This is a genomic window from Mycobacterium sp. (genome assembly GCF_046091765.1).
GTDB lineage: Bacteria > Actinomycetota > Actinomycetes > Mycobacteriales > Mycobacteriaceae > Mycobacterium.
On record NZ_JBJTCF010000087.1, the window covers coordinates 21288 to 45653 of the forward strand.

A 24366-nucleotide genomic window follows, 5' to 3' on the forward strand; every position below is an offset into this window, starting at 1 on the left:
ATCAGCGGTAGCCCAAACCCGGCGTGCCAGACTCGTCACCGTGGCGCAGACGATGCTCATCACCGGGGCCGGCGGCCAGGTCGGGCGCTTTCTCGCTGGTGAAGCCGGTCGCCGCGGCTACCGGGTCCGCGCCCTGACCCGCCGGGAGTTCGACATCACCGACCCGGCCGCCGCCCGCCCCGAGGCCGCCGGGGCCGCCCTCGAGGAGCACTGCGCGGCGCTGACCCACGTCGACGCCGCCGAGGCCGAACCCGGGCGCGCGCACGCGGTCAACGCCGCCGGCGCCGGCACCGTCGCCGCGGCGTGTGCAACGGCCGGGGCCCGGCTGATCCACCTCTCCACCGATTATGTTTTCGGCGCTTCCGGCGGTACACCCGGCCGGCCGTACGAGGTCGATGACGCCACCGGACCGGTCAGCGTCTACGGCCGCAGCAAGCTCGACGGCGAGCGCGCGGTGCTGGCGGCGCTGCCGGGTGCGCACGTCGTGCGCACCTCCTGGGTGTACACCGGCGGCGCCGGTACCGATTTCGTTGCGGTGATGCGCGCGCTGGCGGCCACCGACCGCACCGTCGACGTGGTCGCCGACCAGACCGGCTCGCCGACCTACGTCGCCGACCTGGTGTCGGCGCTGCTGGAGCTGGCCGGCGGCGAGGTCCGGCCGGGGATCCTGCACGTCGCCAACGCCGGCGCGGCCACCCGTTTCGACCAGGCCCGGGCGGTGTTCGCCGACCTGGGCGCCGACCCCGACCGGGTCCGGCCGGTGAGCACCGGCGCGGTGCCGCGCCCGGCCCGCCGGCCGGCCTACTCCGCGCTGTCGATGGCCGAGTCCGCGCGGGCCGGGCTGACGGCGCTGCGGCCGTGGCGCGACGCGATCGCCGCAGCACTTGCGGTGCCCACCGACACCGGGCCGATACCCTCAACGCCGTGAGTGGTGATCCGGATCTGACCGTCGTCACGGTCACCTACTCGCCGGGCACGCACCTGGACCGCTTCCTGTCCTCGCTGACCGTGGCCACCGACCGCCCGCTCGACGTGGTGCTGGCCGACAACGGGTCCATCGACGGCGCACCCGAGGAGGCGCTGACCCGCTACCCCGGGGTCCGGCTGGTGCGCACCGGCGGCAACGTCGGCTACGGCGCCGCGATCAACCGCGCGGTGGCCACCATTCCCGCGGCCGGGGAGTTCGTGCTGTTCGCCAACCCCGACGTGGCCTGGGGGCCGGGCAGCATCGACGCCCTGCTCGACGCCGCCCGCCGCTGGCCCCGCGCCGGAACCCTCGGTCCGCTGATCCGCGACCCCGACGGAGCGGTCTACCCCTCGGCACGTCATCTGCCCAGCCTGGTGCGCGGCGGCATGCACGCCGTCGTCGGTTTCGTCTGGAAGTCCAACCCGTGGACGAAGTCCTACCGCCAGGAGCGCATCGAACCCAGTGAGCGGCCGGTGGGCTGGCTGTCGGGATCCTGTCTGCTGGTGCGACGCTCGGCGTTCGACGCCGTCGGCGGCTTCGACGAACGCTTCTTCCTCTACATGGAAGACGTCGACCTGTGCGACCGGGTGGGCCGCGCGGGCTGGCTGAACGTCTACGTGCCGTCCTCGGAGATCCTGCACGACAAAGGTCATTCCACCGGCCGGGAGCCGGCCCGCAACCTGCGCGCCCACCACGACAGCACCTACATCTATCTCGCCGACCGTCACCCGCGGTGGTGGCAGGCCCCGCTGCGGTGGACCATGCGCGGGGCGTTGCGGGTCCGGGCCGGGGCGGCGGTGCGCCGCGCCCGCCGGGAGCGGGGTGTCCGGTGAGCCCGAAGCCGGACGCCGTCGTTCTGGTCGGCGGGAAGGGCACCCGGCTGCGGCCGCTGACCCTGTCCACGCCCAAACCGATGCTGCCGACGGCGGGCCTGCCGTTTCTGACGCATCTGCTCTCGCGCATCGCCGTCGCCGGCATCGAGCACGTGATCCTGGGGACCTCGCTGCAGTCGGACACCTTCGAGGCGGAGTTCGGCGACGGCGCCGCGCTCGGCCTGCAGATCGACTACGTCACCGAGGAACGTCCGCTGGGCACCGGCGGCGGCATCGCCAACGTCGCCGGACTGTTGCGCAGTGACACCGTGCTGGTGTTCAACGGCGACGTCCTCTCCGGGGTCGATCTGCGCGCGTTGCTCACGGCCCACCGCGACCGCGAGGCGGACGTCACCCTGCACCTGGTTCGCGTCGGTGACCCGCGGGCCTTCGGCTGCGTGCCCACCGACGCCGACGGCAACGTGCTGGCCTTCCTGGAGAAGACCGAGGACCCGCCCACCGACCAGATCAACGCCGGCAGTTACGTGTTCAACCGCGCCGTCGTCGACCGCATCCCGCGCGGGCGGGAGGTGTCGGTGGAACGGGAGGTGTTTCCCGGCCTGCTGGCCGACGGCATCCGGGTGTGCGGCTACGTCGACTCCAGCTACTGGCGCGACATGGGCACACCGGAGGACTTCGTGCGCGGCTCGGCCGACCTGGTGCGCGGCATCGCCCCCTCGCCCGCGCTCGGCGGACGCCGCGGCGAAAGCCTGGTGCACGACGGCGCCTCGGTCGCCCCCGGCGCGGTGCTGGTCGGCGGCACGGTGGTCGGCCGCGGTGCCGAGATCGGTCCGGGGGTGCGACTCGACGGGGCGGTGGTCTTCGACGGTGCGCGCATCGAGGCGGGCGCGGTGGTGGAGCGTGCGATCATCGGCTTCGGCGCGCGCATCGGTCCGCGCGCGCTGATCCGCGACGGCGTCATCGCCGACGGCGCCGACATCGGCGCCTGCTGCGAACTGCTGCGCGGCGCCCGGGTGTGGCCCGGAGTGTTCATCCCCGACTGCGGGATTCGCTACTCCAGCGACGTCTAGCCGCAGCCACCAGTGCGGTCAGCCCGGCGTCCGCACCGGCCGGCAGCGCGTCGATCGGCCACCACCGCAGATCCAGCGACTCGTCGCTGACGGTGAACCGCGCACCGGCCGGCGCCAGCGCGAGGAACTGCAGGTCCAGATGCCGGGTGGGCACACCGAGCGAACAGGTCACCGGGTGAACGTGCAGTGCCGCCAGCTCGGGGTCCAGTTGCAGTCCGTCGATCCCCGACTCCTCGGTGGCCTCGCGCAGCGCGGCGGCGGTGATGTCGGGATCGTCGTCCTCGCAGTGCCCCCCGAGCTGAACCCAGCGCCCGAAGCGCGGGTGCAACGTCAGCAGCACCTCGTCGTCGGGTGAGACCACCAGCGTCGAGGCGGTGATGTGCCCGGGAACGCAGGCGCGTTGGCAGCTGTCCGGCCGGGCGTGCAGGAAGGCCAGCACCGCGTGGCGCAGCGCGTCCTGGCCGGGGTCGGGCGCCTGCCAGTGCGTCAGTGTCTCGACCGCCGAGGAGTGCACGCTCATATCCGGATCAGCAGATCACCCGGAGGCGCGGGATCGCGCGGTGACGGAGTTTGCTCGGGATACCCGATCGCGATGGCGCCCAACGGTTCCCAGTCCTCATCGAGATCCAACACGGAGCGCACCACCGCGGGGGCGAAGATCGTCGAGCCGATCCAGCAGCTGCCTACTCCGCGCACGGCCAGCGCGACCAGCAGGGCCTGCACGGCCGCGCCGGCGGCGACGGTGAACATGGTGTGCTCAGCCGCCGTGCGGTGCGGATCGGGATAGCTGTGCGCGCCGGTGGATTCGTTGGCCACCAGGAACGGGATCACCACCTCGGGCGCGTCGTAGAGGATCTGCCCGCGGGAGACGCGGCGTTCGATCTGCTCCGGCGGGCGCCCGTCGGCGGCCAGATCGGTGCGCCAGGCGTCCTTCATCCGGTCCAGCAGCGCAATGCGCCGGTCGCGGTCGGTGAGCCAGACGAAGCGGACCGGCCGGGTGTGGTGCGGGGCCGGGGCGGTGAGCGCCTCGGCCACCGCGGCCTCGATGACGCCGGACTCGACCGGTGCGACGCTGAAGTCGCGCACCGAGCGGCGCAGCAGCTGGGCCTGCCGTCTGCCGAGGTCGATCGACTCCGCGGTGCCCAGCCAGAACAGGTCGTCGTGCCCGCTGCGCAGCAGGCTCGCCGCGGTGGACCCGTCGTCACGCACATCCAACCCGCGCAGCACCGCCACCGGCACTCCGGTCAGCTTGCCTTTGACCAGGTCGGCGGCGGCGGCGATCTCGTCGGCGACGGCCACCTCGGTCACCACCAGTTCGTTGCCGTGGCCGTCATGGACTCCCGCGTAGCCGTGCAGCACCGCGATACCGGCCGACCCGATCGTGGCGTCGGTCTGGCCGTTGCGCCAGGCGCGGCCCATCGTGTCGGTGATCAGCACGGCGACGGAGACGCCGCAACGCTCGGCGAGTGTCGCGCGCAGTGTCGCGGCGCTGGCATCCGGATCGACGGGCAGCAGGACCAGTTGCGTCGGCGCGACGTTGGATCCGTCGACGCCCGCGGCGGCCTGCACCAGGCCCTGCTTGTTCTCGGTGATCAGGGTGAGTCCCTTGCGGGCCAGCACCCGGACGGCCTCTTGGTCGATCAGGTTGCGGCGCAGACGATCTCGTTCGTCGGGATCGGCTGGCGCGGTGACGATCCTGCCCTCGCACTTGGAGACCACCTTGCTGGTCACCACGACGACGTCGCCGTCGCGTAGCCACGGTGCCGCCGTGGCGATGGCCGCTGCGAGGTCGTCGCCGGGTGCAAACTCCGGCAGTCCGGTGACCGGCAGGATCTCAACCGGAGCGCCCGCTCCGTGGTCGCTCACGGCGCGACCCCGGCCAGTTCGAGGCCCGCACGCACCATCTCGGCGGTCGCGTCGGGTCCGGACATCAGCAGCGGAACCGACTTCACCGCGACGCCGGGCACGTCGGCGTGGTCGCTCTGGTCGACCATCCAGACGTCGAGCAGTCCGGTCGCCGCGCGCGCGCCGTAGTGCCGGCCGACGGCCTCGGCGGTGGTCGGTACCCCGATGACGCGCAGGCATTCGTCGGCCATCCCGCGCAACGGCTTTCCGGCGACGATCGGGGAGTACCCGACGACTGGGGCCGCGGTCGTGCGCAGCGCGCCGCGGATTCCGGCGACGGCGAGGATCGCCCCGATGCTGACCACCGGATTCGACGGTGCGAGCACGACGACGTCGGCGTTGGTGATGGCGTCGGCGACACCGGGGCCGGCGGTGGCGGTCTCCGAACCGACGAAGGCGAAGCTGTGGGTGGGGATGCGTGCCCGGTAGCGCACCCACCACTCCTGGAAGTGGATCGCCCTGCGGTCGCCGGTGTCGGGATCGCTGACCACGACGTGCGTCTCGCATCGGTCGTCGCTGGCGGGCAGCAGGGTGGCGCCGGGCGACCAGCGGTCGCACAGCGCGGCGGTCACCTGCGACAGCGGATAGTCCGCCCGCAGCATCTGGCTGCGCACCAGATGGGTGGCAAGGTCACGGTCGCCCAGGCCGAACCAGTCCGGCTGCACGCCGTAGGCGGCCAATTCCTCTTTGGCGTGCCAGGTTTCGTCGCGATGACCCCAGCCGCGTTCCGGGTCGATTCCCCCGCCGAGGGTGTACATGCAGGTGTCCAGATCGGGGCAGATCCGAAGCCCGTGGATCCACGCATCGTCGCCGATGTTGACGACTGCGGTCAGTTCGTGCGCCGGGCCGGCACCGCCCGGCGCGGACGGTTCGGCGAACTGGCCCAGACCGAGCAACCGCTGCACGCCGAGCAGAAATCGCGCGCCGCCGATGCCTCCGACCAGAACGGTGATCTTCACGACATCTGACACTAAATGCTCGCCCGCATCCGGTCGTGGTCTGGGCATTCTCGTTACGTTCTCGTCAACGCTGGGACACGCCGCGGCATCGACACACCGGTTTACGGACAGAAAGTGGTAGAAAAATCGGTTCAACTGCTTGACCGGGGTGCTGTCGGCGTGTCTAATCACACCAGTGTCATTTCCCGGTCTACCTGCCGGTTCCGGTGTCGCAGACCGCGATTCGACCACATGTTCGATTAGTTCGATACGTTCGACTGCGTTGCGATAGAGGAGACGGCATGACATTTGAGCATCTGCTCGGCGCTCTGGGGGCGTCGCACTCCGCCGGATCGACCGACACGGGTTTGAAGCGGACGCACCTGAGCGTGGTTCCCGACCCGGTCGAGATCGCACCGATGATCACTCCGGCCGACGAGGAATGGCAGGAGCGAGCGCTGTGCGCGCAGACCGATCCCGAAGCGTTCTTCCCGGAGAAGGGCGGTTCGACTCGCGAGGCCAAGCGGATCTGCCTGGGCTGCGAGGTGCGCGACGCATGCCTGGACTACGCCCTGGCAAACGATGAGCGGTTCGGAATCTGGGGTGGCCTCTCCGAGCGGGAGCGCCGGCGCCTCAAGCGCGGAATCATCTAGATCCCGCTACTCGCTCTGCCCTAATCCTGTTCCAGCGTCGGGTCGATGACCGACGGTTCCACTCCCAGATACGTGGCCACCTGCGCCACCAGAATCTCGTGCAGCAGATCGGCCAGATCGTCGGAATCCTTGGCCCGTCGCTCGATCGGCCTGCGAAACAACACCAGTCGCGCGCGCGTCGCCTCACCGCGGACGTCCACGCCGGCGGGGATCAACCGCGCCAGCGCAACCGGCCCGTCGGCCACCACTTCCGGCGGCCACTGCACGCTGTCGGGATCCTTGGCCGCGATCCGGGGCACCTCGTCCACGGCCACATCCAGTCCGCTGAGCCGCTGCTGCCAACGCCTTTCGATCGGCTCGTAGGCCTCCAGCACGGCCATGTCGAAGCGTTCGGCGCGGCTTCGCCACCCCGGAACCGTCTTCGGCAGCAACGGGCCCCTCATCTCGCGTCCGCGCCGCGAGCCGCCGCCCGATCCACCTCCGCGCCGGGCACTTCGGGAGTCGGCCACGAGCGCAAATCGTAACGGTTGAACATCGGCGGCGCGGCCCCCGCGCGTGTCCGGGCGTGACCGGGTTGGCACCGCGATAGCCTCTGCGGCGTGAATGTTGCCCGTCGCTGCAGCCGGCCCGGGTGTCCGCACTGCGCGGTGGCGACGCTGACCTTCGTCTACTCCGACTCCACCGCCGTCGTGGGTCCGCTGGCGACCGCTCGCGAACCGCACGCCTGGGATCTCTGCATCGGCCACGCCAGCCGGATCACCGCCCCGCGCGGCTGGGAGATGGTGCGCCACGCGGCGCCGCTGCCGGTCAACCCCGACGAGGACGATCTGGTCGCGCTGGCCGAGGCCGTCCGGGAGGGCCGCGCGGTCGCCAGCCCGGCCGTCCCCGGCTTCACCGCACCGCCGGCCGCCGCCCGCGCGGTCGGGGGAAGGCGTCGCGGGCACCTTCGGGTTCTGCCCGATCCCGACGGCTAGGCTGGCGGCCATGACCAGGCCGGCCGCGGCGGTGCGCCGCGTGATCAAGGCCTACGACGTGCGTGGCCTGGTCGGAACCGAGATCGACGAGGGATTCGCCGCGGATGTCGGCGCCGCGTTCGCCCGGCTGATGCGGTCGGAAAGCGCCGGGAGATCCGATGTTCCCGGAATCGTTGTCGGCCACGACATGCGGGAAAGCTCCCCGGTGCTGGCCGCCGCCTTCGCTGCCGGCGTCACCGGTCAGGGACTCGACGTCGTGCGCATCGGCCTGAGTTCCACCGATCAGCTCTACTTCGCCTCGGGCCTGCTGAACTGCCCCGGCGCGATGTTCACCGCGAGTCACAACCCGGCCGCCTACAACGGCATCAAGCTGTGCCGGGCCGGCGCCAAGCCGGTCGGCGCGGAGACCGGGCTGGCCGTCATCCGCGAGGACGTCATCGCCGGGGTGCCGGACTACGACGGTCCGTCCGGGCGCGTTCGCGACCGCGACGTGCTCGCCGAGTACGGCGAATTCCTGCGCTCGCTGGTCGACGTGCGCACACTGCGGCCGCTGCGGGTGGCCGTCGACGCGGGCAACGGCATGGCCGGGCTGACCGCCCCCGCCGTGCTGGGGCCCGTCGCCGCGCTCACCGTGCTGCCGCTGTACTTCGACCTCGACGGGTCCTTCCCCAACCACGAGCCCAACCCGCTGGAGCCCGCCAACCTGGTCGACCTGCAGCGGTTCGTGATCGACAACGGGGCCGACATCGGTCTGGCCTTCGACGGGGACGCCGACCGGTGCTTCGTCGTTGACGAACGCGGCCGGCCGGTGCCGGCGTCGGCGGTGACCGCACTGGTGGCAAACCGGGCGCTGGACCGCGAACCCGGCGCGACGGTGATCTACAACCTGATCACCTCGCGTGCGGTGCCCGAACTCGTCACCGAGCGCGGCGGCAGGCCGGTGCGCTCCCGCGTCGGGCACTCCTACGTCAAGGCGCTGATGGCCGAAACCGGAGCCGTGTTCGGCGGCGAGCATTCCGCGCACTACTACTTCCGCGATTTCTGGGGTGCGGACTCGGGCATGCTGGCCGCCCTGCACGTGCTCGCCGCACTGGGCGGCCAAGACCGTACGCTGTCGGAGTTGATCGGCGGCTATCAGCGCTACGCGGCCTCCGGCGAGATCAACTTCCGGGTGGACGACGCGGCGTCGTGCGCCGAGGCGGTGCTCGAATCCTTTGGCGGGGAAGTCATCTCGCTCGACCACATGGACGGCGTGACCGCGGAGTTGGGTGACGGCGCATGGTTCAACCTGCGCTCCTCGAACACCGAGCCGCTGCTGCGCCTCAACGTCGAGGCGCGCAGCGCCGAGGACGTCGACAAGATTTCCCGCCGGGTGGCCGAGACGATTGCGACGGCCGGCGCATGAGTGCGGCGATCGTCGACCTCGACGACACCGCCGGGCTGCTGGAAGCCGACCACCTCGGACTGCTGCGGGCCTCGGCGATGGCCGGCGCCCAGGTGCGCACGGTGCACTCCGCCGTCGACGAGGGGCTGCTGGCGTCGGTGGCCGACGCACAGCGGCCGCGCAGCGTGATCTGGGTCGCCGGGCGGGGTACCGCCGGGGCGGCGGGGGAGATCCTCGCCGCGGTGCTGGCCGGGCTGACCGGCCAGCCACTGGTGCTCACCCCGCAGTCGCCGTCCTGGGTCGGCCCGCTGGATCTGCTGGTGGTCGCCGGCGACGATCCGGCCGATCCCGCTCTGGTCTCCGCGGCGGCCACCGCGGTGCGACGCGGCGCCCGGGTGGTGGTGGTCGCGCCCTACGAGGGCCCGCTGCGCGACGCCACCGCCGACCGTGCGGCGGTGCTCGCACCCCGGCTGCCGGTGCCCGCCGAGTTCGGTCTGTGCCGCTACCTGGCGGCGGGTCTGGCCGCGGTCGCCGCGGCGGATCCCGCGGTGCGCACCGACCTCGCCGCGCTGGCCGACGAACTCGACGCCGAGGCGCTGCGCAACAGCGCTTCGCGCGAGGTGTTCACCAACCCGGCCAAGGCGCTGGCGGTGCGGATGGCCGACCGCCAGGTGGTGCTGGCCGCCGACGGCGCAGCCACCCTCGGCCTGGCCCGCCACGGCGCGGCCGTGCTGCTGCGGCTCGCCGGCCGGCCGGCGGCGGCGGTCGGCATTGACGACGCCGTGGCCGCGCTCGGTGTCGCGGGGAGCGGGTTCGCCGATCCGGTGGAGGCGCTGTTCCACGACGAGCAGATCGACGGTCCCCGGCCGAGCACTCTGCGGGTGATCGCCCTGGCGCTGGGCGCCGAGCGCCATCTGCTGGCCGCACGACTGGCCGGCGCGGCCGGCGAGCCGGTCGACCTGCTGGCCGCCGAGGATGTCGGCGAGGCGGGCTCGGCGCCGACCGCCGCTTTGCCGGTCGAGGCTCAACTGGCCACGCTGGCCGTGCGGCTGGAGATGACCGCGGTCTACCTGCGTCTGGCTGGGGGATGAGCTGCACCTGATTCACGGAGCGATCCGGACCTACGCCTGGGGTTCGCGCACCGCCATCGCCGAGTTCACCGGGCGACCGGCCCCGACCGCGCACCCGGAGGCCGAGTTGTGGCTGGGCGCGCATCCCGGCGACCCGGCACGCCTGGAGGGCCCCGACGGCACCCGGTCGCTGCTCGAGGTGATCGACGAGGACCCGGCCGGACAACTCGGGCCGGCGGTGCGTCAGCGTTTCGGGGACGCGCTGCCCTTCCTGGTGAAGGTGCTCGCCGCCGACGAGCCGCTGTCGCTGCAGGCGCACCCCAGCGCCGCGCAGGCGGTCGAGGGCTACCAGCGCGAGGACCGGCTGGGCGTGCCGCTGAACTCGCCGGTGCGCAATTACCGCGACCGCAACCACAAGCCCGAACTCCTGGTGGCATTGGGCGAATTCGAGGCGCTCGTCGGTTTTCGGCCGGCCGCGCGCTCGGTGGAGTTGATGCGCGAGCTCGACGTGCCCGCACTCGCGCCCTTCATCGCGCTGCTGGCCGGGCAGGCCGACGCGGACGGACTGCGCGCGCTGTTCACCACCTGGATCACCGCCCCGCAGCCCGACCTCGACGTGCTCATCCCCGCCGTCCTCGACGGTGCGGTGGGCTACATACGCTCGGGCGCAACGGAATTCGCCGCTGAAGCCAGGTCGGTACTCGAACTCGGTGAGCGCTACCCCGGCGACGCCGGTGTGCTGGCGGCGCTGCTGCTCAACCGGGTGAGCCTGGCACCCGGCGAGGGCATCTTCCTGCCGGCCGGCAACCTGCACAGCTACCTGCACGGGGTCGGCATCGAGGTGATGGCCAACTCCGACAACGTCCTTCGCGGTGGTCTGACGCCCAAGCACGTCGACGTCCCCGAGTTGCTGCGCGTCCTGGATTTCCGGCCCGTCGCCGACGCGCGGGTACCGACCCGCTGCGGAGCCGGGGAGCTGACCGGCGAGCTGACCTACCAGACCCCGACCGCGGAGTTCGCCGCCTCGATGCTCACCCTCGACCGCCCCGGCCGCGAACTGCCCGTTCCCGAGCGGCACCCCGGACCGCAGATCCTGATCTGCACCCAGGGCCCGGTCACGGTGCGCAGCGACGCGCAGACGACCCAACTCGATCGCGGAGCCGCGTTGTGGGTATCCGCCGACGACGGGCCGATTCGGCTGGAATCCGACCGCCCGGCGGCGGTGTTCCGCGCTACGGTGGGCCTCTAACGGCAGACGGGAGGTCAGCCCATTCCGACCCCGAGGCGCCGGAAATCAGTCGAGCAGTCCATCCGCGACACCGACGAGGTGGCGACCCGGCTCCGCAAGGACCTCAGCTGGTGGGATCTGACGGTGTTCGGCGTCGCCGTCGTCATCGGCGCCGGCATCTTCACCGTCACCGCGAGCACCTTCGGCAACGTCACCGGCCCGGCGCTGTCGGTGTCGTTCGTCATCGCGGCGGTCACCTGCGGCCTGGCCGCGCTGTGTTACGCCGAGTTCGCCTCCACGCTGCCCGTCGCCGGCAGCGCCTACACGTTCTCCTACGCGACCTTCGGCGAGTTCGTCGCCTGGATCATCGGCTGGGATCTCATCCTGGAGTTCGCGGTGGGTGCGGCGGTCGTCGCCAAGGGCTGGTCGAGCTATCTGGGAACGGTGTTCGGGTTCTCCGGCGGCGTGATCCACCTCGGCCCGATCGATCTGGACTGGGGTGCGCTGCTCATCGTCGCGGTGGTCTCCACGCTGCTGACCCTGGGCACCAAGTTGTCGTCGAACTTCTCCGCCGTCGTCACCGCGATCAAGGTCGCCGTCGTGGTGCTGGTCGTCGTCGTCGGTGCGTTCTACATCAACCCGGCCAACTTCTCCCCGTTCATCCCGCCCACCGAGACCGGTGCCGGTGCGGCCGGCACCGGCGTCGACCAGTCGGTGTTCTCGCTGCTCACCGGTGCCGGCGGCAGCCACTACGGCTGGTACGGGGTGCTGGCCGGGGCCTCGATCGTGTTCTTCGCGTTCATCGGGTTCGACATCGTGGCCACCACCGCCGAAGAGACCCGCAACCCGCAGCGCGACGTCCCGCGCGGCATCATCGCCTCGCTGGCGGTCGTCACCGTGCTCTACGTCGCGGTGTCGGTGGTGCTCTCCGGCATGGTGCGCTACACCGAGTTGCGCGACACCGGCGGCGGGCACGCGAACCTGGCGACCGCGTTCGCACTCAACGGCGTGAACTGGGCGGCGAAGGTCATCTCGATCGGCGCGCTGGCCGGGCTGACGACGGTGGTGATGGTGATCGTGCTCGGGCTCTCGCGGGTGTTCTTCGCCATGTCGCGCGACGGTCTGCTGCCGCGCGGGCTGGCCCGGACCGGCTCGCACGGCACCCCGGTGCGGATCATGGCGCTCGTCGCGGTGCTGATCGCGCTGGCGGCGTCGGTGTTCCCGATGGCCAAGCTCGAGGAGATGGTCAACATCGGCACCCTCTTCGCGTTCGTGCTGGTGTCCGGCGGCGTGATCGTGCTGCGGCGCACCCGCCCGGATCTCGAGCGGGGCTTCCGGGTGCCGTTCGTGCCGCTGCTGCCGGTGCTGTCCATCGCCGCGTGCCTGTGGCTGATGCTCAACCTGACCGCGCTGACCTGGATCCGGTTCGTGATCTGGATGGCCCTCGGGATCGTCCTCTACGCGCTGTACGGCCGGCGGCAGTCGGTGCTCGGCAGGCGCTTGGCAGAGCAGGGCGCAGAGCAGGGTGCGGGGCAGGGCGGTGCCTGAGCGCCGGACGGCCGACGCCGGTGACACCATCCTCGACGCGCTGCGCGAGGAACTGCTCACCAAGGACTGGTCGGCGGTCACCCTCGCCGACGTCGCGCGCACCGCGGGGGTCAGCCGGCAGACCATCTACAACGAGTTCGGCTCCCGGCGTGGCCTGGCGCAGGGCTACGCCCTGCGGCTGGCCGACCGGATGGTCGACCACATCGACGACGCGATCGACGCCAACCGCGAGGACCTGCACGCGGCGTTCCTGACCGGCTTCCGGATCTTCTTCGCCGAATCGGCGTCGGACCCGCTGGTGATCTCGCTGCTGTCCGGACAGGCCAAGCCCGACCTGCTGCAGATCATCACCACCCACAGCGCGCCGATCATCACCCGGTCCGCGCAGCGGCTTGCCGAGGCCCTGCGGCAGAACTGGCCCGACGCCCGTGACGAGGACGCCGGGGTGCTGGCCCGGGCGATCGTGCGCCTGGCGCTGAGCTACGTGTCGATGCCGGCCGATCCCGGTTCGGCGGCCGACCACGACATCGCCGCCGATCTGGCGCGGTTGCTGACCCCGTTCGCCGAGCGGTACGCCGCGGGATAACGTGTTAGCCATGCTCACCGCTGATTCACGAAACGGAATCGACTTCAAAGTCGCCGATCTGTCGCAGGCCGAATACGGCCGCAAGGAGATCCGGCTCGCCGAACACGAGATGCCCGGCCTGATGGCGCTCCGGCGCGAGTACGCCGACGTCGAGCCCCTCAAGGGGGCCCGGGTCTCCGGCTCGCTGCACATGACCGTGCAGACCGCGGTGCTCATCGAGACCCTCGTCGCACTCGGCGCCAAGGTGCGCTGGGCGTCGTGCAACATCTTCTCCACCCAGGACCACGCCGCCGCCGCGGTCGTCGTCGGCCCGAACGGAACCCCCGAGGAGCCGCTGGGGGTCCCGGTGTTCGCGTGGAAGGGCGAGACCCTCGAGGAGTACTGGTGGGCCGCCGAGCAGATGCTCACCTGGCCCGGCGAGCCGGTCAACATGATCCTCGACGACGGCGGTGACGCCACCATGCTGGTGCTGCGCGGTGCGCAGTTCGAGCGGGCCGGCGTGGTCCCGCCCGACGACGAGGACCACTCCGCCGAATACAAGGTGTTCCTCAACCTGCTGCGCGAGAGCCTCAAGGCCGACGCCCGCAAGTGGACCCACATCGCCGATTCGGTCAAGGGCGTCACCGAGGAGACCACCACCGGCGTGCTGCGGCTCTACCAGTTCGCCGCGGCCAACGAGTTGGTGTTCCCGGCGATCAACGTCAACGACTCGGTCACCAAGAGCAAGTTCGACAACAAGTACGGCACGCGGCACTCGCTGATCGACGGCATCAACCGCGGCACCGATGTGCTCATCGGCGGCAAGGCCGCCCTGGTGTGCGGCTACGGCGACGTCGGCAAGGGCTGCGCCGAGGCGCTCAAGGCCCAGGGCGCCCGCGTCGCGGTCACCGAGATCGACCCCATCAACGCCCTGCAGGCGATGATGGACGGCTTCGAGGTCAAGACCGTCGAGGAGGCCATCGGCTGGGCCGACATCGTCATCACCGCCACCGGGAACAAGGACATCATCACCCTCGATCACATGCGGGCGATGAAGGACAAGGCGATCCTGGGCAACATCGGCCACTTCGACAACGAGATCGACATGGCACGGCTGGAGCGCGACCCGAAGATCCACCGGATCAACATCAAGCCCCAGGTCGACGAGTTCGTCTTCCCCGACGGGCACTCGATCATCGTGCTCAGCGAGGGCCGGCTGCTCAACCTCGGCAACGCCACCGGCCACCCGTCGTTCGTGATGAGCAACAGCTTCTCCAACCAGGTGATCGCCCAGATCGAGCTGTGGACCAAGAACGACGAGTACGACAACGAGGTCTACCGGCTGCCCAAGCACCTCGACGAGAAGGTGGCCAAGATCCACGTGGAAGCTCTCGGTGGCACTCTCACCAGGCTCACCAAGGACCAGGCCGAGTACATCAACGTCGACGTCGAGGGCCCCTACAAGCCGGAGCACTACCGGTACTAGCCGCCGAGAGTGCGCACAGATCGTGTTTGAGCCGAAAATCACGCGCTGGGCGCACGCTCGATGACGCTGATCGTCATCGAGGGCCTCGACGGCTCCGGCAAGCGCACCCTCACCGAGGGCCTGCGGGGCGCGCTGGCCGCGCAGGGCCGGTCGGTGGCCACGCTGGCCTTCCCGCGCTACGGCGACTCGGTCACCGCCGACCTGGCCCGCGAGGCCCTGCACGGCGCGCACGGCGACCTGGCCGCCTCGGTGTACGCGATGGCCGTTCTGTTCGCCCTGGACCGCGCCGCCGCCAGGGAGCGGATCGCGCAGCTGCGGGCCGGCAACGACATGGTGATCCTGGACCGCTACGTGGCCTCCAACGCCGCCTACAGCGCGGCGCGGCTGCACCAGGACGCGGCCGGGGCGGTGGTGGACTGGGTCGGCGAACTCGAGTTCGGCCGCCTCGGCCTGCCCGAGCCCGACCACCAGATCCTGCTCGACGTTCCCGTCGAGGTGGCCGCCGGGCGGGCCCGGCGCCGGGCCGGCGAGGAGGCCGACCGGGCCACCGACGCCTACGAACGCGACGACGGCCTGCAGCGGCGCACCGCCGCGGTGTACGCCGGGCTGGCCGCCGCGCACTGGCACGGCCCCTGGTCGGTGGTGGCCCCGGACGTCGACCCGATCAGACTCGCCAGCGTGTTCTAGCAGGGAATCGTCAGGATTCGGTGACACCATGGAGTCCATGAGGCAAAGAATCCTCGTCGTTGACGACGACCCCTCGCTGGCCGAGATGCTCACGATCGTGCTGCGGAACGAAGGTTTCGAGACCGCGGTGATCGGCGACGGCTCACAGGCACTGACCGCGGTGCGCGAACTGCGGCCCGACCTGGTGCTGCTCGACCTCATGCTGCCCGGCATGAACGGCATCGACGTCTGCCGGGTGCTGCGCTCGGACTCCGGCGTGCCGATCGTGATGCTCACCGCCAAGACCGACACCGTCGACGTGGTGCTCGGCCTGGAGTCCGGTGCCGACGACTACATCATGAAGCCGTTCAAACCCAAGGAGCTGGTGGCACGGGTGCGGGCGCGGCTGCGGCGCAACGACGACGAACCCGCCGAGATGCTGTCCATCGCCGACATCGAGATCGACGTGCCGGCCCACAAGGTGACCCGCAACGGCGAGCAGATCCAGCTGACCCCGCTGGAGTTCGACCTGCTGGTCGCGTTGGCGCGCAAACCCCGGCAGGTGTTTACTCGAGAGGTGCTGCTCGAGCAGGTCTGGGGATACCGCCACCCCGCCGACACCCGGCTGGTGAACGTCCATGTCCAGCGGTTGCGGGCCAAGGTCGAGAAGGATCCGGAGAACCCGCAGGTGGTGCTGACCGTTCGAGGAGTGGGATACAAGGCCGGACCTCCGTGACCCGGGCATGACGATCCGCGCCGGCGACGGGCGCCATGGCTAAGGCACGCGTTCGGGGGCCGTGGGGCCGCTCCGGCCCGGTGGTGCGCGGCACCAGCACAGTCGGTCGCACACTCGGCCGGATCTGGCGCCGCTCGCTGCAGCTTCGGGTGGTGGTGTTGACCCTGGGCCTGTCGGCCGTGGTGATCCTGGCGCTCGGGTTCGTGCTGACCAGCCAGATCACCAACCGGGTCCTCGACGACAAGGTCCGGGCCGCCACCCAGGAAGTCGACCGGGCGCGCAACACGGTCAGCGGCATCGTCAGCGGCGAAGAGGCCCGCTCGGTGGAGTCCAGCCTGCAGTTGGCGCGCAACACCCTGATCTCCAAGACCGGGCAGACCTCCGGGCTGGCCGGCGCGTTCGACGCGGTGCTGATCGCGCCGGGCGAGGGGCCGCGGGAAGCCGCCTCGGCCGGGCCGGTCGACCAGATTCCCGGCGCGCTGCGCGACTTCGTCGGCGCCGGGCAGGTCAGCTACCAGTACGCCACCGTGCGCACCGAGGCGTTCTCCGGGCCGGCCCTGCTGATCGGCACCCCCGCACCGTCGCGGGTGGAGAACCTCGAGCTCTACCTGATCTTCCCGCTCACCAGTGAGAACAACACCATCCTGCTGGTGCGCGGCACCATCGCCACCGGCGGGCTGGTGCTGCTGGTCCTGCTCGCCGGGATCGCCCTGCTGGTCTCGCGGCAGGTGGTGCTCCCGGTGCGGTCGGCGTCGCGGACCGCCGAGCGCTTCGCCGAGGGCTACCTCTCGGAGCGGATGCCGGTGCGCGGCGAGGACGACATGGCCCGGCTTGCGGTGTCGTTCAACGACATGGCCGAGAGCCTGCAGCGGCAGATCACCCAACTCGAGGAGTTCGGCAATCTGCAGCGCCGGTTCACCTCCGACGTCAGCCACGAGTTGCGCACCCCGCTGACGACGGTGCGGATGGCCGCCGACCTGATCTACGACCACAGCGCGGAGCTGGCCGAACTCGACCCGGCGCTGCGCCGCTCCACCGAACTTCTGGTCAGCGAGCTCGACCGGTTCGAGACGCTGCTCAACGACCTGCTGGAGATCTCCCGCCACGACGCCGGCGTGGCCGAACTGTCGGTGGAGGCCGTCGATCTGCGCTCCACGGTCAACAACGCCCTCGGCAAGGTCGGGCACCTCGCTGATGAGGCCGGCATCGAGCTCGAGGTCGAGTTGCCCGCCGAACCGGTCGTCGCCGAAGTCGACCCGCGCCGGGTGGAGCGCATCCTGCGCAACCTGATCGCCAACGCGATCGACCACGCCGAGCACAAACCGGTGCACATCCGGATGGCCTCCGACGAGGACTCGGTCGCGGTCAGCGTGCGCGACTACGGCGTCGGGTTGCGCCCCGGCGAGGAGAAGCTGGTGTTCAGCCGGTTCTGGCGGTCCGACCCGTCGCGGGTGCGCCGCTCCGGCGGTACCGGTCTGGGACTGGCGATCAGCATCGAGGACGCCCGGCTGCACCAGGGCCGGCTGGAGGCCTGGGGCGAGCCCGGCGAGGGAGCCTGCTTCCGGCTGACCCTGCCGCTGGTGCGCGGCCACAAGGTCACCACCAGCCCGCTGCCGCTCAAGCCGGCCAAGCCGACCCGGCCCGCCGCCGCCGAGGCGGACGAGGAGATCCTGCAGCACGAGACCGCGGGGGACCGCGGGTGAACCGCGTCGTCGGCGCCGTGCTGGTCGCCCTGCTCACGATGCTGCCCGGATGCGCCGGCGTCCCCGACTCGTCGGCCCCGCAGGCCATCGGCACCGTCGAGCGCCCCGAACCCGAACGGCTGCCCGAACCCAACACCGGGATGAGTCCCGATCAGCTGCTGCGCGAGTTCCTCAAGGCGACCGCCGATCCGGCCGACCGGCACCGGGCCGCGCGGCAGTTCCTCACCGAGTCGGCCTCCAAGGACTGGGACGACGGCGGCGGGGCACTGCTCATCGACAAGGTGGTCTTCACCGAGACCCGGTCGTCGGACACCGTGTCGGTGACGATGACGGCCCAGATCCTCGGTTCGCTGTCCGATATCGGGGTGTTCGAGACCGGGGAAGGCGAACTGCCCGACCCCGGTCCGATCGAGCTGGTGCAGACCTCCTCGGGCTGGCGCATCAACCGCCTGCCCAACGGGGTGTTCCTGGACTGGCAGGAGTTCCAGGCCACCTACAAACGCAACACGCTCTACTTCATCGACCCGACCGGCACCACGGTGGTCCCCGACCCCCGCTACGTCGCGGTGTCCGACCCCGATCTGCTGGCCACCGAGCTGATCACCAAACTGCTCGTCGGGCCGCGCCCGGAGATGGCCAAGGCGGTGCGCAACCTGCTCGGGCCGCCGCTCAAACTGCGCGGCCCGGTCACCCGCGCCGACGGCGGCAAGACCGGCGTGGGCCGCGGCTACGGCGGCGCGCGCATCGAACTGGAGAGCCTGACCACCACCGACCCCAGCAGCCGCCAGCTGCTCGCCGCCCAGCTGATCTGGACGCTGGCCCGCGCCGACATCAAGGGGCCCTACCTGATCGAGGTCGACGGCGCGGCGCTGGATGACCGGTTCGTCGACGGCTGGAAGACCACCGACGTCGCCGCGACCGACCCGGGAGCCGTCGACGGTGCGACCGCCGGTGTGCACGCCCTGCTGGGCGGCGTGCTGGTCAAACTGGACGGCCAGCAGTACACCGTGGTGCCCGGGTCGTTCGGCGAGCTTTCCGGCCAGCGCGCGGCCGCGCTGTCGCGGACCGGCGCCGACGTGGCCACGGTCGTGGCCCCCGCGCCCGACGGGCCCGAGCCGGGCTCGTCGCTGTGGATCGGGCCGGTCGGCGGGCAGGCGAACCGGGTGACCGACGGCCGCACGCTGTCGCGCCCGTCGTGGGCGCTGGACAACGCGGTCTGGGTGGTGGTGGACGGAAACAGCGTGGTCCGGGTGATCCGCGAGGAAGCCTCCGGTCAGCCCGCGCGCATCCCGGTCGACACCGCCGCGGTCACCTCCGGCTTCCCCGGTGCCATCACCGACCTGCAGCTGTCGCGCGACAGCACCCGCGCGGCGCTGGTGATCGACGGCCAGGTCGTGCTGACCGGGGTGGAACAGACACCGGGCGGGGAGTTCGCGCTCACCTACCCCCGCCGCATCGGGTTCGGGCTGGGCAACAGCGTGGTCTCACTCGGCTGGCGCACCGGCGACGACATCGTGGTCACCCGCACCGACCCGGCCCACCCGGTCTCCTACGTCAACCTCGACGGGGTGAACTCCGACGGGCCCAGCAGCAACGTGGTCATGCCGGTCACGGCGGTGGCGGCCAACCCCGCGGCGGTCTACGTCGCCGACGCCCGCGGGGTGCTGCAACTGCTGGCGACCAGCGCGGAGAACAGCCAGACCTGGACCGAGGTCCGGCCGCTGATGACGCCCGGCACGATCCCGGTGCTGCCCGGCTGACCTGTCGGTCCGGCCCGCGATACTGCGTCCCGCGATGACCGACCTGCTCGACCTGGTGCTGCCGCGAGAATGCGGCGGCTGCGGGGCGCCGTCGGTGCGGTGGTGCCCCTGCTGCGCGGCGGTGCTGGCGGTCGGGCCGGACGATCCGCACGTCCTCACCCCGCGTGTCGACCCGGGCGTGCCGGTGTTCGCGCTCGGCCGCTACGCCGGTGTGCGCCGCCAGGCCATCCTCGCGATCAAGGAGCGCGGCCGCCGCGACCTGACCGCCCCGCTGGCCCGCGCCCTGGCCCTGGGCATCGACCGGCTGGTGGGCTGGGGCGTGGTCGGGTTGCCGCTGACGGTGGTGCCGGCCCCGACCCGGCGGTGGGCGGCCCGCCGCCGCGGCGGGGACCCGGTGGCACGCATCGCCGCCGCCGCGACCGTCGCGCACCCCGACATCGGCGTCAGCCGCGCCCTGCGCACCGTCGGGCAGGCCCGCGACTCGGTGGGTCTGGACAGCGGCGCCCGGGAACGCAACATCGCCGGGCGGGTGCGGGTCGCGGCGGCACCGGGGCCGGGGGAGGTGCTGCTCGTCGACGACGTGGTGACCACCGGCGCCACCGCGCGGGAGGCGGTCCGGACGCTCGCGGGGGCCGGCGTGCCGGTGGTGGCGGTGCTGGCGCTGGCCCGGGCATGACGCACGGGCATGAAGCTCGCCGAAAAAGTGGCACCACCGCGTGTCCGGGACTACCGTCGGGGACACCCCGCGAGGGCCCGACGAGAGTTCTCCAGCGAGAGGAGTTCAACCCTTTGACCTGGCGTCATGCCGACGCGCCACACGACCCCGACCAGAAACGAGTTGCCAAGGATGTCAAGCAATTCCGCGAACGCCGCTCCCTTCACCGCCGATGACGAATCCGAAGCCGCCCCGAACGCCGACATCCAGGTGACGGGCCGCAACGTCGAGGTTCCCGATCACTACCGCGTGTACGTGGGCCAGAAGCTGGCCCGCGTCGAGCGGCTGGACCGGCGGATCCTGCGCTTCGACGTGGAGCTCGAACACGAACCCAACCGTCGGCAACGGAAGAGCTGCCAGCACGTGCAGATCACCGCCCACGGGCGCGGACCGGTGGTGCGTGGCGAGGCCTGCGCGGACAGCTTCTACGGCGCCTTCGAGGCCGCCGTGCACAAACTCGAGAACCGGCTGCGCCGCAGCAAGGACCGCCGCCGGGTGCACTACGGCGACAAGACCCCGGTGTCGCTGCACCAGGCCACCGCGGCGGCGCCGGAGATCGCCGAGGCGTTCACCCCCGAGCCCGCCCCGCCGCCGGCCCCGGCCCCCGAGGAACACGAACCCGGGCGGATCGTGCGGGTCAAGGAGCACCAGGCCACGCCGATGACCGTCGACGACGCCCTCTACGAGATGGAACTGGTGGGGCACGACTTCTTTCTGTTCCACGACCGCGAGACCGACCGCCCGGCGGTGGTCTACCGCCGCCACGCCTACGACTACGGGTTGATCCGGCTGGCCTGATCAGGGCGGTTAGCCCCGTCACCTAAGATGGGGGGCGCTTCAGTACCCGAAACGTAGGGAAGATTCCGTGCTCTCTAAGTTGCTGCGCCTTGGTGAAGGCCGCATGGTCAAGCGCCTCAAGGGGGTGGCCGACTACGTCAGTTCGCTGTCCGACGACGTGGAGAAGCTCACCGACGCGGAGTTGCGGGCCAAGACCGACGAGTTCCGCAAGCGCGCCGAGGACGGCGAGGACCTCGACGACCTGCTGCCCGAGACCTTCGCGGTGGCCCGCGAGGCGGCCTGGCGGGTGCTGTCCCAGCGTCCGTTCGACGTCCAGGTGATGGGCGGGGCCGCGCTGCACTTCGGCAACGTCGCGGAGATGAAGACCGGCGAGGGCAAGACGCTGACCTGTGTGCTGCCCGCCTACCTCAACTCGATGGCCGGCAAGGGCGTCCACGTCGTCACGGTCAACGACTACCTGGCCAAGCGCGACAGCGAGTGGATGGGCCGGGTGCACCGCTTCCTCGGGCTCGACGTCGGCGTGATCCTCTCCGGGCAGAGCCCCGACGAGAAGCGTGTCGCCTACGGCGCCGACATCACCTACGGCACCAACAACGAGTTCGGCTTCGACTACCTGCGCGACAACATGGCGCACTCGCTCGACGACCTGGTCCAGCGCGGCCACCCCTTCGCCATCGTCGACGAGGTGGACTCCATCCTCATCGACGAGGCCCGGACCCCGCTGATCATCTCCGGTCAGGCCGACGGCTCCTCGCACTGGTACACCGAGTTCGCCCGGCTCGCCCCGATGCTGAAGAAGGACGAACACTACGAAGTCGATCTGCGCAAGCGCACGGTCGGCGTGCACGAGGCGGGCGTGGAGTTCGTCGAGGACCAGCTCGGCATCGACAACCTCTACGAGGCGGCCAACTCGCCGCTGGTGAGCTACCTCAACAATTCGCTGAAGGCCAAGGAACTCTTCCACCGCGACAAGGACTACATCGTCCGCGACGGCGAGGTGTTCATCGTCGATGAGTTCACCGGCCGCGTGCTCGTCGGCCGGCGCTACAACGAGGGCATGCACCAGGCCATCGAGGCCAAGGAGGAAGTGGAGATCAAGGCCGAGAACCAGACGCTGGCCACGATCACCCTGCAGAACTACTTCCGGCTCTACGACAAGCTGGCCGGCATGACCGGCACCGCCCAGACCGAGGCGGCCGAGCTGCACGAGATCTACAAGCTGGGCGTGGTGTCGATCCCGACGAACCGGCCGATGGTCCGCAAGGACATGACCGACCTGATCTACAAGACCGAGGACGCCAAGTTCGCCGCCGTCGTCGACGACATCGCCGAGCGCTACGAGAAGGGCCAGCCGGTGCTGGTCGGCACCACCAGCGTGGAGCGCTCGGAGTACCTCTCGCGCCAGCTGCAGAAGAAGAACGTCCCGCACACCGTGCTCAACGCGAAGTACCACGAGCAGGAGGCCGTCATCGTCGCCGAGGCGGGTCGGCGTGGCGCGGTCACGGTGGCCACCAACATGGCCGGCCGCGGCACCGACATCGTGCTGGGCGGCAACGTCGACTTCCTCACCGACCTCCGGCTGCGCGACCGCGGCCTGGACCCGGTGGAGACCCCCGACGAGTACGAGGCCGCGTGGCACGAGGAGCTGCCCCAGATCAAGAGCGAGGTCGAGGCGGAGGCCAAGGACGTGATCGCCGCCGGCGGTCTGTACATCCTGGGCACCGAACGCCACGAGTCGCGCCGCATCGACAACCAGCTGCGCGGGCGGTCCGGCCGGCAGGGCGACCCGGGGGATTCGCGGTTCTACCTGTCCCTCGGTGACGAACTCATGCGCCGGTTCAACGGAGCCGCACTGGAGACCCTGCTCAACCGGCTCAGCCTGCCCGACGACGTTCCCATCGAGGCCAAGATGGTGACCCGCGCGATCAAGAGCGCGCAGACCCAGGTCGAGCAGCAGAACTTCGAGATCCGCAAGAACGTCCTGAAGTACGACGAGGTGATGAACAAGCAGCGGCTGGTGGTCTACGCCGAGCGCCGCCGCATCCTCGACGGCGAGGACCTTCGTCAGCAGGCCCACGACATGCTCGTCGAGGTCGTCACCGCCTACGTAGACGGCGCGACCGGCGAGGGCTACGTCGAGGACTGGGACCTCGAGTCGCTGTGGGGCGCGCTCAAGACGCTCTACCCGGTCGGCATCGACCACCACGATCTGGTCGACTCCGACGACCTGGTTGAGTCCGGCGAACTGACCCGTCAGGATCTGCTCGACGCCCTGGTCGCCGACGCCGAAGCGGCCTACGCGCGGCGCGAGGCCGAGATCGAGCAGCTCGCCGGTCCCGGCGCGATGCGTCAGCTGGAACGCAACATCCTGCTGACCGTGATCGACCGCAAGTGGCGCGAGCACCTCTACGAGATGGACTACCTCAAGGAGGGCATCGGCCTGCGGGCGATGGCGCAGCGCGACCCGCTGGTGGAGTACCAGCGCGAGGGCTACGACATGTTCATGGGCATGCTCGACGCGCTCAAGGAGGAAGTGGTCGGCTTCCTGTTCAACGTCCAGGTCGAGGCCGCCCCGCAGGGATCCACCCCGCACGCCCAGCAGGAGGAGCCGACGTTGCGGGCCAAGGGAGTCCCCGAGGAGGACGAGTCCCGGCCGCTGACCTACGTCGGGCCCGCCGAGGACGGTTCGGTCGAGGTCAAGCGCTCCGGGGGGCTGCGCTCCTCGCTGTCCTCCCGCCGCGAGCGCCGCGAGGCCAAGCGTCAGCAGGCCCGGGAGAAGAAGAGCGCGCGCCGCGGCTGAGCCGGCCGCCCACCCGCAGTCATCCCAGGTGCAGCGCCACCAGCTGCCAGCGCGGCCCGGCCGCGGTTGCCACCTGTTCGACCCGACACGCAATGGCGTGCACCCGCTCGCCGCGGGTGAAGCTGGCGGCGACCTCCGCACCGGTGCCGTCGCCGATCGGTTGGGCCGACACCCGGCGCAGCCGTGCGGCCCGGGGCGCAGCGGTCCGGCCCGCCACCGACATCAGTGAGTCCGCCAGCCCGCCGGCGACCAGCGCGCGCAGCTGAGCGGGCGGCCTGCGCCGGTCGATGACCTCGAGGACCCGTCGCAGAGCGGCGTCGGCGAACAGCGCCGCCGCCCGGGTCCGGCCGTCGTCCTCACCGGCCGGGCGCGCCGGGCACGCCGGTGGCACCGGGCGCGCCGCGGGAGCGGGTGGGGCTGCCGGCAGCACCGGCGGCCCGCCCAGCGCGGGGGGTTCGTAGTCGGTCACCGGCGTGACCAGGGGTGCGTGATCCAACAGCCACTCTCCATCGCTTGAGCCCCGGTTGCCGGAGAGTGGCGAACCTCGGGCCGCCATGGTCGCACAAT

General features: G+C 71.1%; 23 protein-coding genes. 18 read left to right on the forward strand and 5 right to left on the reverse strand.

Annotation, left to right across the window (positions count from 1 at the left end; all coding sequences use genetic code 11):
• Positions 1–52 precede the first annotated feature (52 nt).
• The 3 genes from rfbD to manB are packed head-to-tail and all read left to right on the forward strand — an operon-like array spanning position 53 to position 2870.
• Positions 53–928 (forward strand): dTDP-4-dehydrorhamnose reductase, encoded by an 876-nt coding sequence (gene rfbD / locus ACKOB8_RS08985; RefSeq protein WP_526376927.1) that lies wholly within the window; start codon positions 53–55, stop codon positions 926–928.
• Positions 925–1800 carry a glycosyltransferase family 2 protein gene (locus ACKOB8_RS08990; protein ID WP_526376861.1) on the forward strand — a complete coding sequence of 292 codons (876 nt, stop codon included), beginning with the start codon at positions 925–927 and terminating at the stop codon, positions 1798–1800. The genes rfbD and ACKOB8_RS08990 overlap by 4 nt, the downstream gene beginning before the upstream one ends.
• Positions 1797–2870, forward strand: a complete 1074-nt coding sequence (gene manB, locus ACKOB8_RS08995) for a mannose-1-phosphate guanylyltransferase ManB (protein WP_526376862.1) — start codon at positions 1797–1799, stop codon at positions 2868–2870. Before ACKOB8_RS08990 ends, manB begins: the two co-directional genes overlap by 4 nt.
• Here the strand turns inward: manB and ACKOB8_RS09000 are convergent.
• Genes ACKOB8_RS09000 through cofD form a run of 3 tightly spaced genes read right to left on the reverse strand, consistent with a single transcriptional unit; the run spans position 2830 to position 5734 of the window.
• A complete protein-coding gene (locus ACKOB8_RS09000; protein WP_526376863.1) occupies positions 2830–3390 on the reverse strand; it encodes an NUDIX hydrolase in 561 nt (186 codons plus the stop codon). The two genes, manB and ACKOB8_RS09000, sit on opposite strands and share 41 nt — an antisense overlap.
• A complete protein-coding gene (locus tag ACKOB8_RS09005; protein WP_526376864.1) occupies positions 3387–4736 on the reverse strand; it encodes a coenzyme F420-0:L-glutamate ligase in 1350 nt (449 codons plus the stop codon). Before ACKOB8_RS09005 ends, ACKOB8_RS09000 begins: the two co-directional genes overlap by 4 nt.
• Positions 4733–5734, reverse strand: coding sequence for a 2-phospho-L-lactate transferase (cofD, locus tag ACKOB8_RS09010; RefSeq protein WP_526376865.1), 1002 nt, complete (start codon positions 5732–5734; stop codon positions 4733–4735). Before cofD ends, ACKOB8_RS09005 begins: the two co-directional genes overlap by 4 nt.
• A 398-nt stretch (positions 5735–6132) precedes the next feature.
• On the opposite strand from cofD, the gene ACKOB8_RS09015 reads away from it, so the two are divergent.
• The gene (locus ACKOB8_RS09015; protein WP_526376928.1) at positions 6133–6366 is read left to right on the forward strand and encodes a WhiB family transcriptional regulator; all 234 of its coding nucleotides are present in this window, start codon (positions 6133–6135) and stop codon (positions 6364–6366) included.
• 20 nt (positions 6367–6386) lie between these two features.
• Here ACKOB8_RS09015 and ACKOB8_RS09020 read toward each other — a convergent pair whose 3' ends face one another.
• Positions 6387–6809, reverse strand: a complete 423-nt coding sequence (locus tag ACKOB8_RS09020; RefSeq protein WP_526376929.1) for a metallopeptidase family protein — start codon at positions 6807–6809, stop codon at positions 6387–6389.
• A 156-nt stretch (positions 6810–6965) separates the two neighbouring features.
• On the opposite strand from ACKOB8_RS09020, the gene ACKOB8_RS09025 reads away from it, so the two are divergent.
• The 14 genes from ACKOB8_RS09025 to secA all read left to right on the forward strand — a co-directional run bounded on the left by ACKOB8_RS09025 (position 6966) and on the right by secA (position 23799).
• Positions 6966–7340: a DUF3499 family protein gene (locus tag ACKOB8_RS09025; protein WP_526376866.1), complete on the forward strand. Its 375-nt coding sequence runs from the start codon at positions 6966–6968 to the stop codon at positions 7338–7340.
• A gap of 10 nt (positions 7341–7350) precedes the next feature.
• Positions 7351–8745: a phosphomannomutase/phosphoglucomutase gene (locus ACKOB8_RS09030; protein ID WP_526376867.1), complete on the forward strand. Its 1395-nt coding sequence runs from the start codon at positions 7351–7353 to the stop codon at positions 8743–8745.
• Complete coding sequence (locus ACKOB8_RS09035) at positions 8742–9815, forward strand: TobH protein (protein WP_526376868.1); 1074 nt, start codon at positions 8742–8744, stop codon at positions 9813–9815. The genes ACKOB8_RS09030 and ACKOB8_RS09035 overlap by 4 nt, the downstream gene beginning before the upstream one ends.
• 1 nt (position 9816) lies before the next feature.
• Positions 9817–11043, forward strand: coding sequence for a mannose-6-phosphate isomerase, class I (gene manA / locus ACKOB8_RS09040; RefSeq protein WP_526376930.1), 1227 nt, complete (start codon positions 9817–9819; stop codon positions 11041–11043).
• 21 nt (positions 11044–11064) lie between these two features.
• Positions 11065–12570, forward strand: coding sequence for an amino acid permease (locus ACKOB8_RS09045; protein WP_526376931.1), 1506 nt, complete (start codon positions 11065–11067; stop codon positions 12568–12570).
• Entirely contained in the window at positions 12563–13156 is a 594-nt protein-coding gene (locus ACKOB8_RS09050) for a TetR/AcrR family transcriptional regulator (protein ID WP_526376869.1), read from the forward strand. The genes ACKOB8_RS09045 and ACKOB8_RS09050 overlap by 8 nt, the downstream gene beginning before the upstream one ends.
• Before the next feature lie 10 nt (positions 13157–13166).
• Positions 13167–14621 carry an adenosylhomocysteinase gene (gene ahcY / locus ACKOB8_RS09055; RefSeq protein WP_526376870.1) on the forward strand — a complete coding sequence of 485 codons (1455 nt, stop codon included), beginning with the start codon at positions 13167–13169 and terminating at the stop codon, positions 14619–14621.
• A gap of 60 nt (positions 14622–14681) precedes the next feature.
• On the forward strand, positions 14682–15308 hold the full coding sequence (locus ACKOB8_RS09060; protein ID WP_526376871.1) for a dTMP kinase: 627 nt from the start codon (positions 14682–14684) through the stop codon (positions 15306–15308).
• A gap of 28 nt (positions 15309–15336) precedes the next feature.
• On the forward strand, positions 15337–16023 hold the full coding sequence (mtrA, locus tag ACKOB8_RS09065; protein WP_526376872.1) for a two-component system response regulator MtrA: 687 nt from the start codon (positions 15337–15339) through the stop codon (positions 16021–16023).
• Positions 16024–16058: 35 nt separating this feature from the next.
• The gene (gene mtrB / locus ACKOB8_RS09070) at positions 16059–17726 is read left to right on the forward strand and encodes an MtrAB system histidine kinase MtrB (RefSeq protein WP_526376873.1); all 1668 of its coding nucleotides are present in this window, start codon (positions 16059–16061) and stop codon (positions 17724–17726) included.
• On the forward strand, positions 17723–19486 hold the full coding sequence (lpqB, locus tag ACKOB8_RS09075; protein WP_526376874.1) for an MtrAB system accessory lipoprotein LpqB: 1764 nt from the start codon (positions 17723–17725) through the stop codon (positions 19484–19486). The genes mtrB and lpqB overlap by 4 nt, the downstream gene beginning before the upstream one ends.
• 43 nt (positions 19487–19529) lie before the next feature.
• On the forward strand, positions 19530–20162 hold the full coding sequence (locus ACKOB8_RS09080) for a ComF family protein (protein ID WP_526376932.1): 633 nt from the start codon (positions 19530–19532) through the stop codon (positions 20160–20162).
• Between the two features lie 171 nt (positions 20163–20333).
• Positions 20334–20999 (forward strand): ribosome hibernation-promoting factor, HPF/YfiA family, encoded by a 666-nt coding sequence (hpf, locus tag ACKOB8_RS09085; RefSeq protein WP_526376875.1) that lies wholly within the window; start codon positions 20334–20336, stop codon positions 20997–20999.
• 67 nt (positions 21000–21066) lie between these two features.
• Positions 21067–23799 (forward strand): preprotein translocase subunit SecA, encoded by a 2733-nt coding sequence (gene secA / locus ACKOB8_RS09090; RefSeq protein WP_526376876.1) that lies wholly within the window; start codon positions 21067–21069, stop codon positions 23797–23799.
• A 19-nt stretch (positions 23800–23818) separates the two neighbouring features.
• Here secA and ACKOB8_RS09095 read toward each other — a convergent pair whose 3' ends face one another.
• Positions 23819–24295 carry an Rv3235 family protein gene (locus tag ACKOB8_RS09095; protein ID WP_526376877.1) on the reverse strand — a complete coding sequence of 159 codons (477 nt, stop codon included), beginning with the start codon at positions 24293–24295 and terminating at the stop codon, positions 23819–23821.
• Positions 24296–24366: the final 71 nt, after the last annotated feature.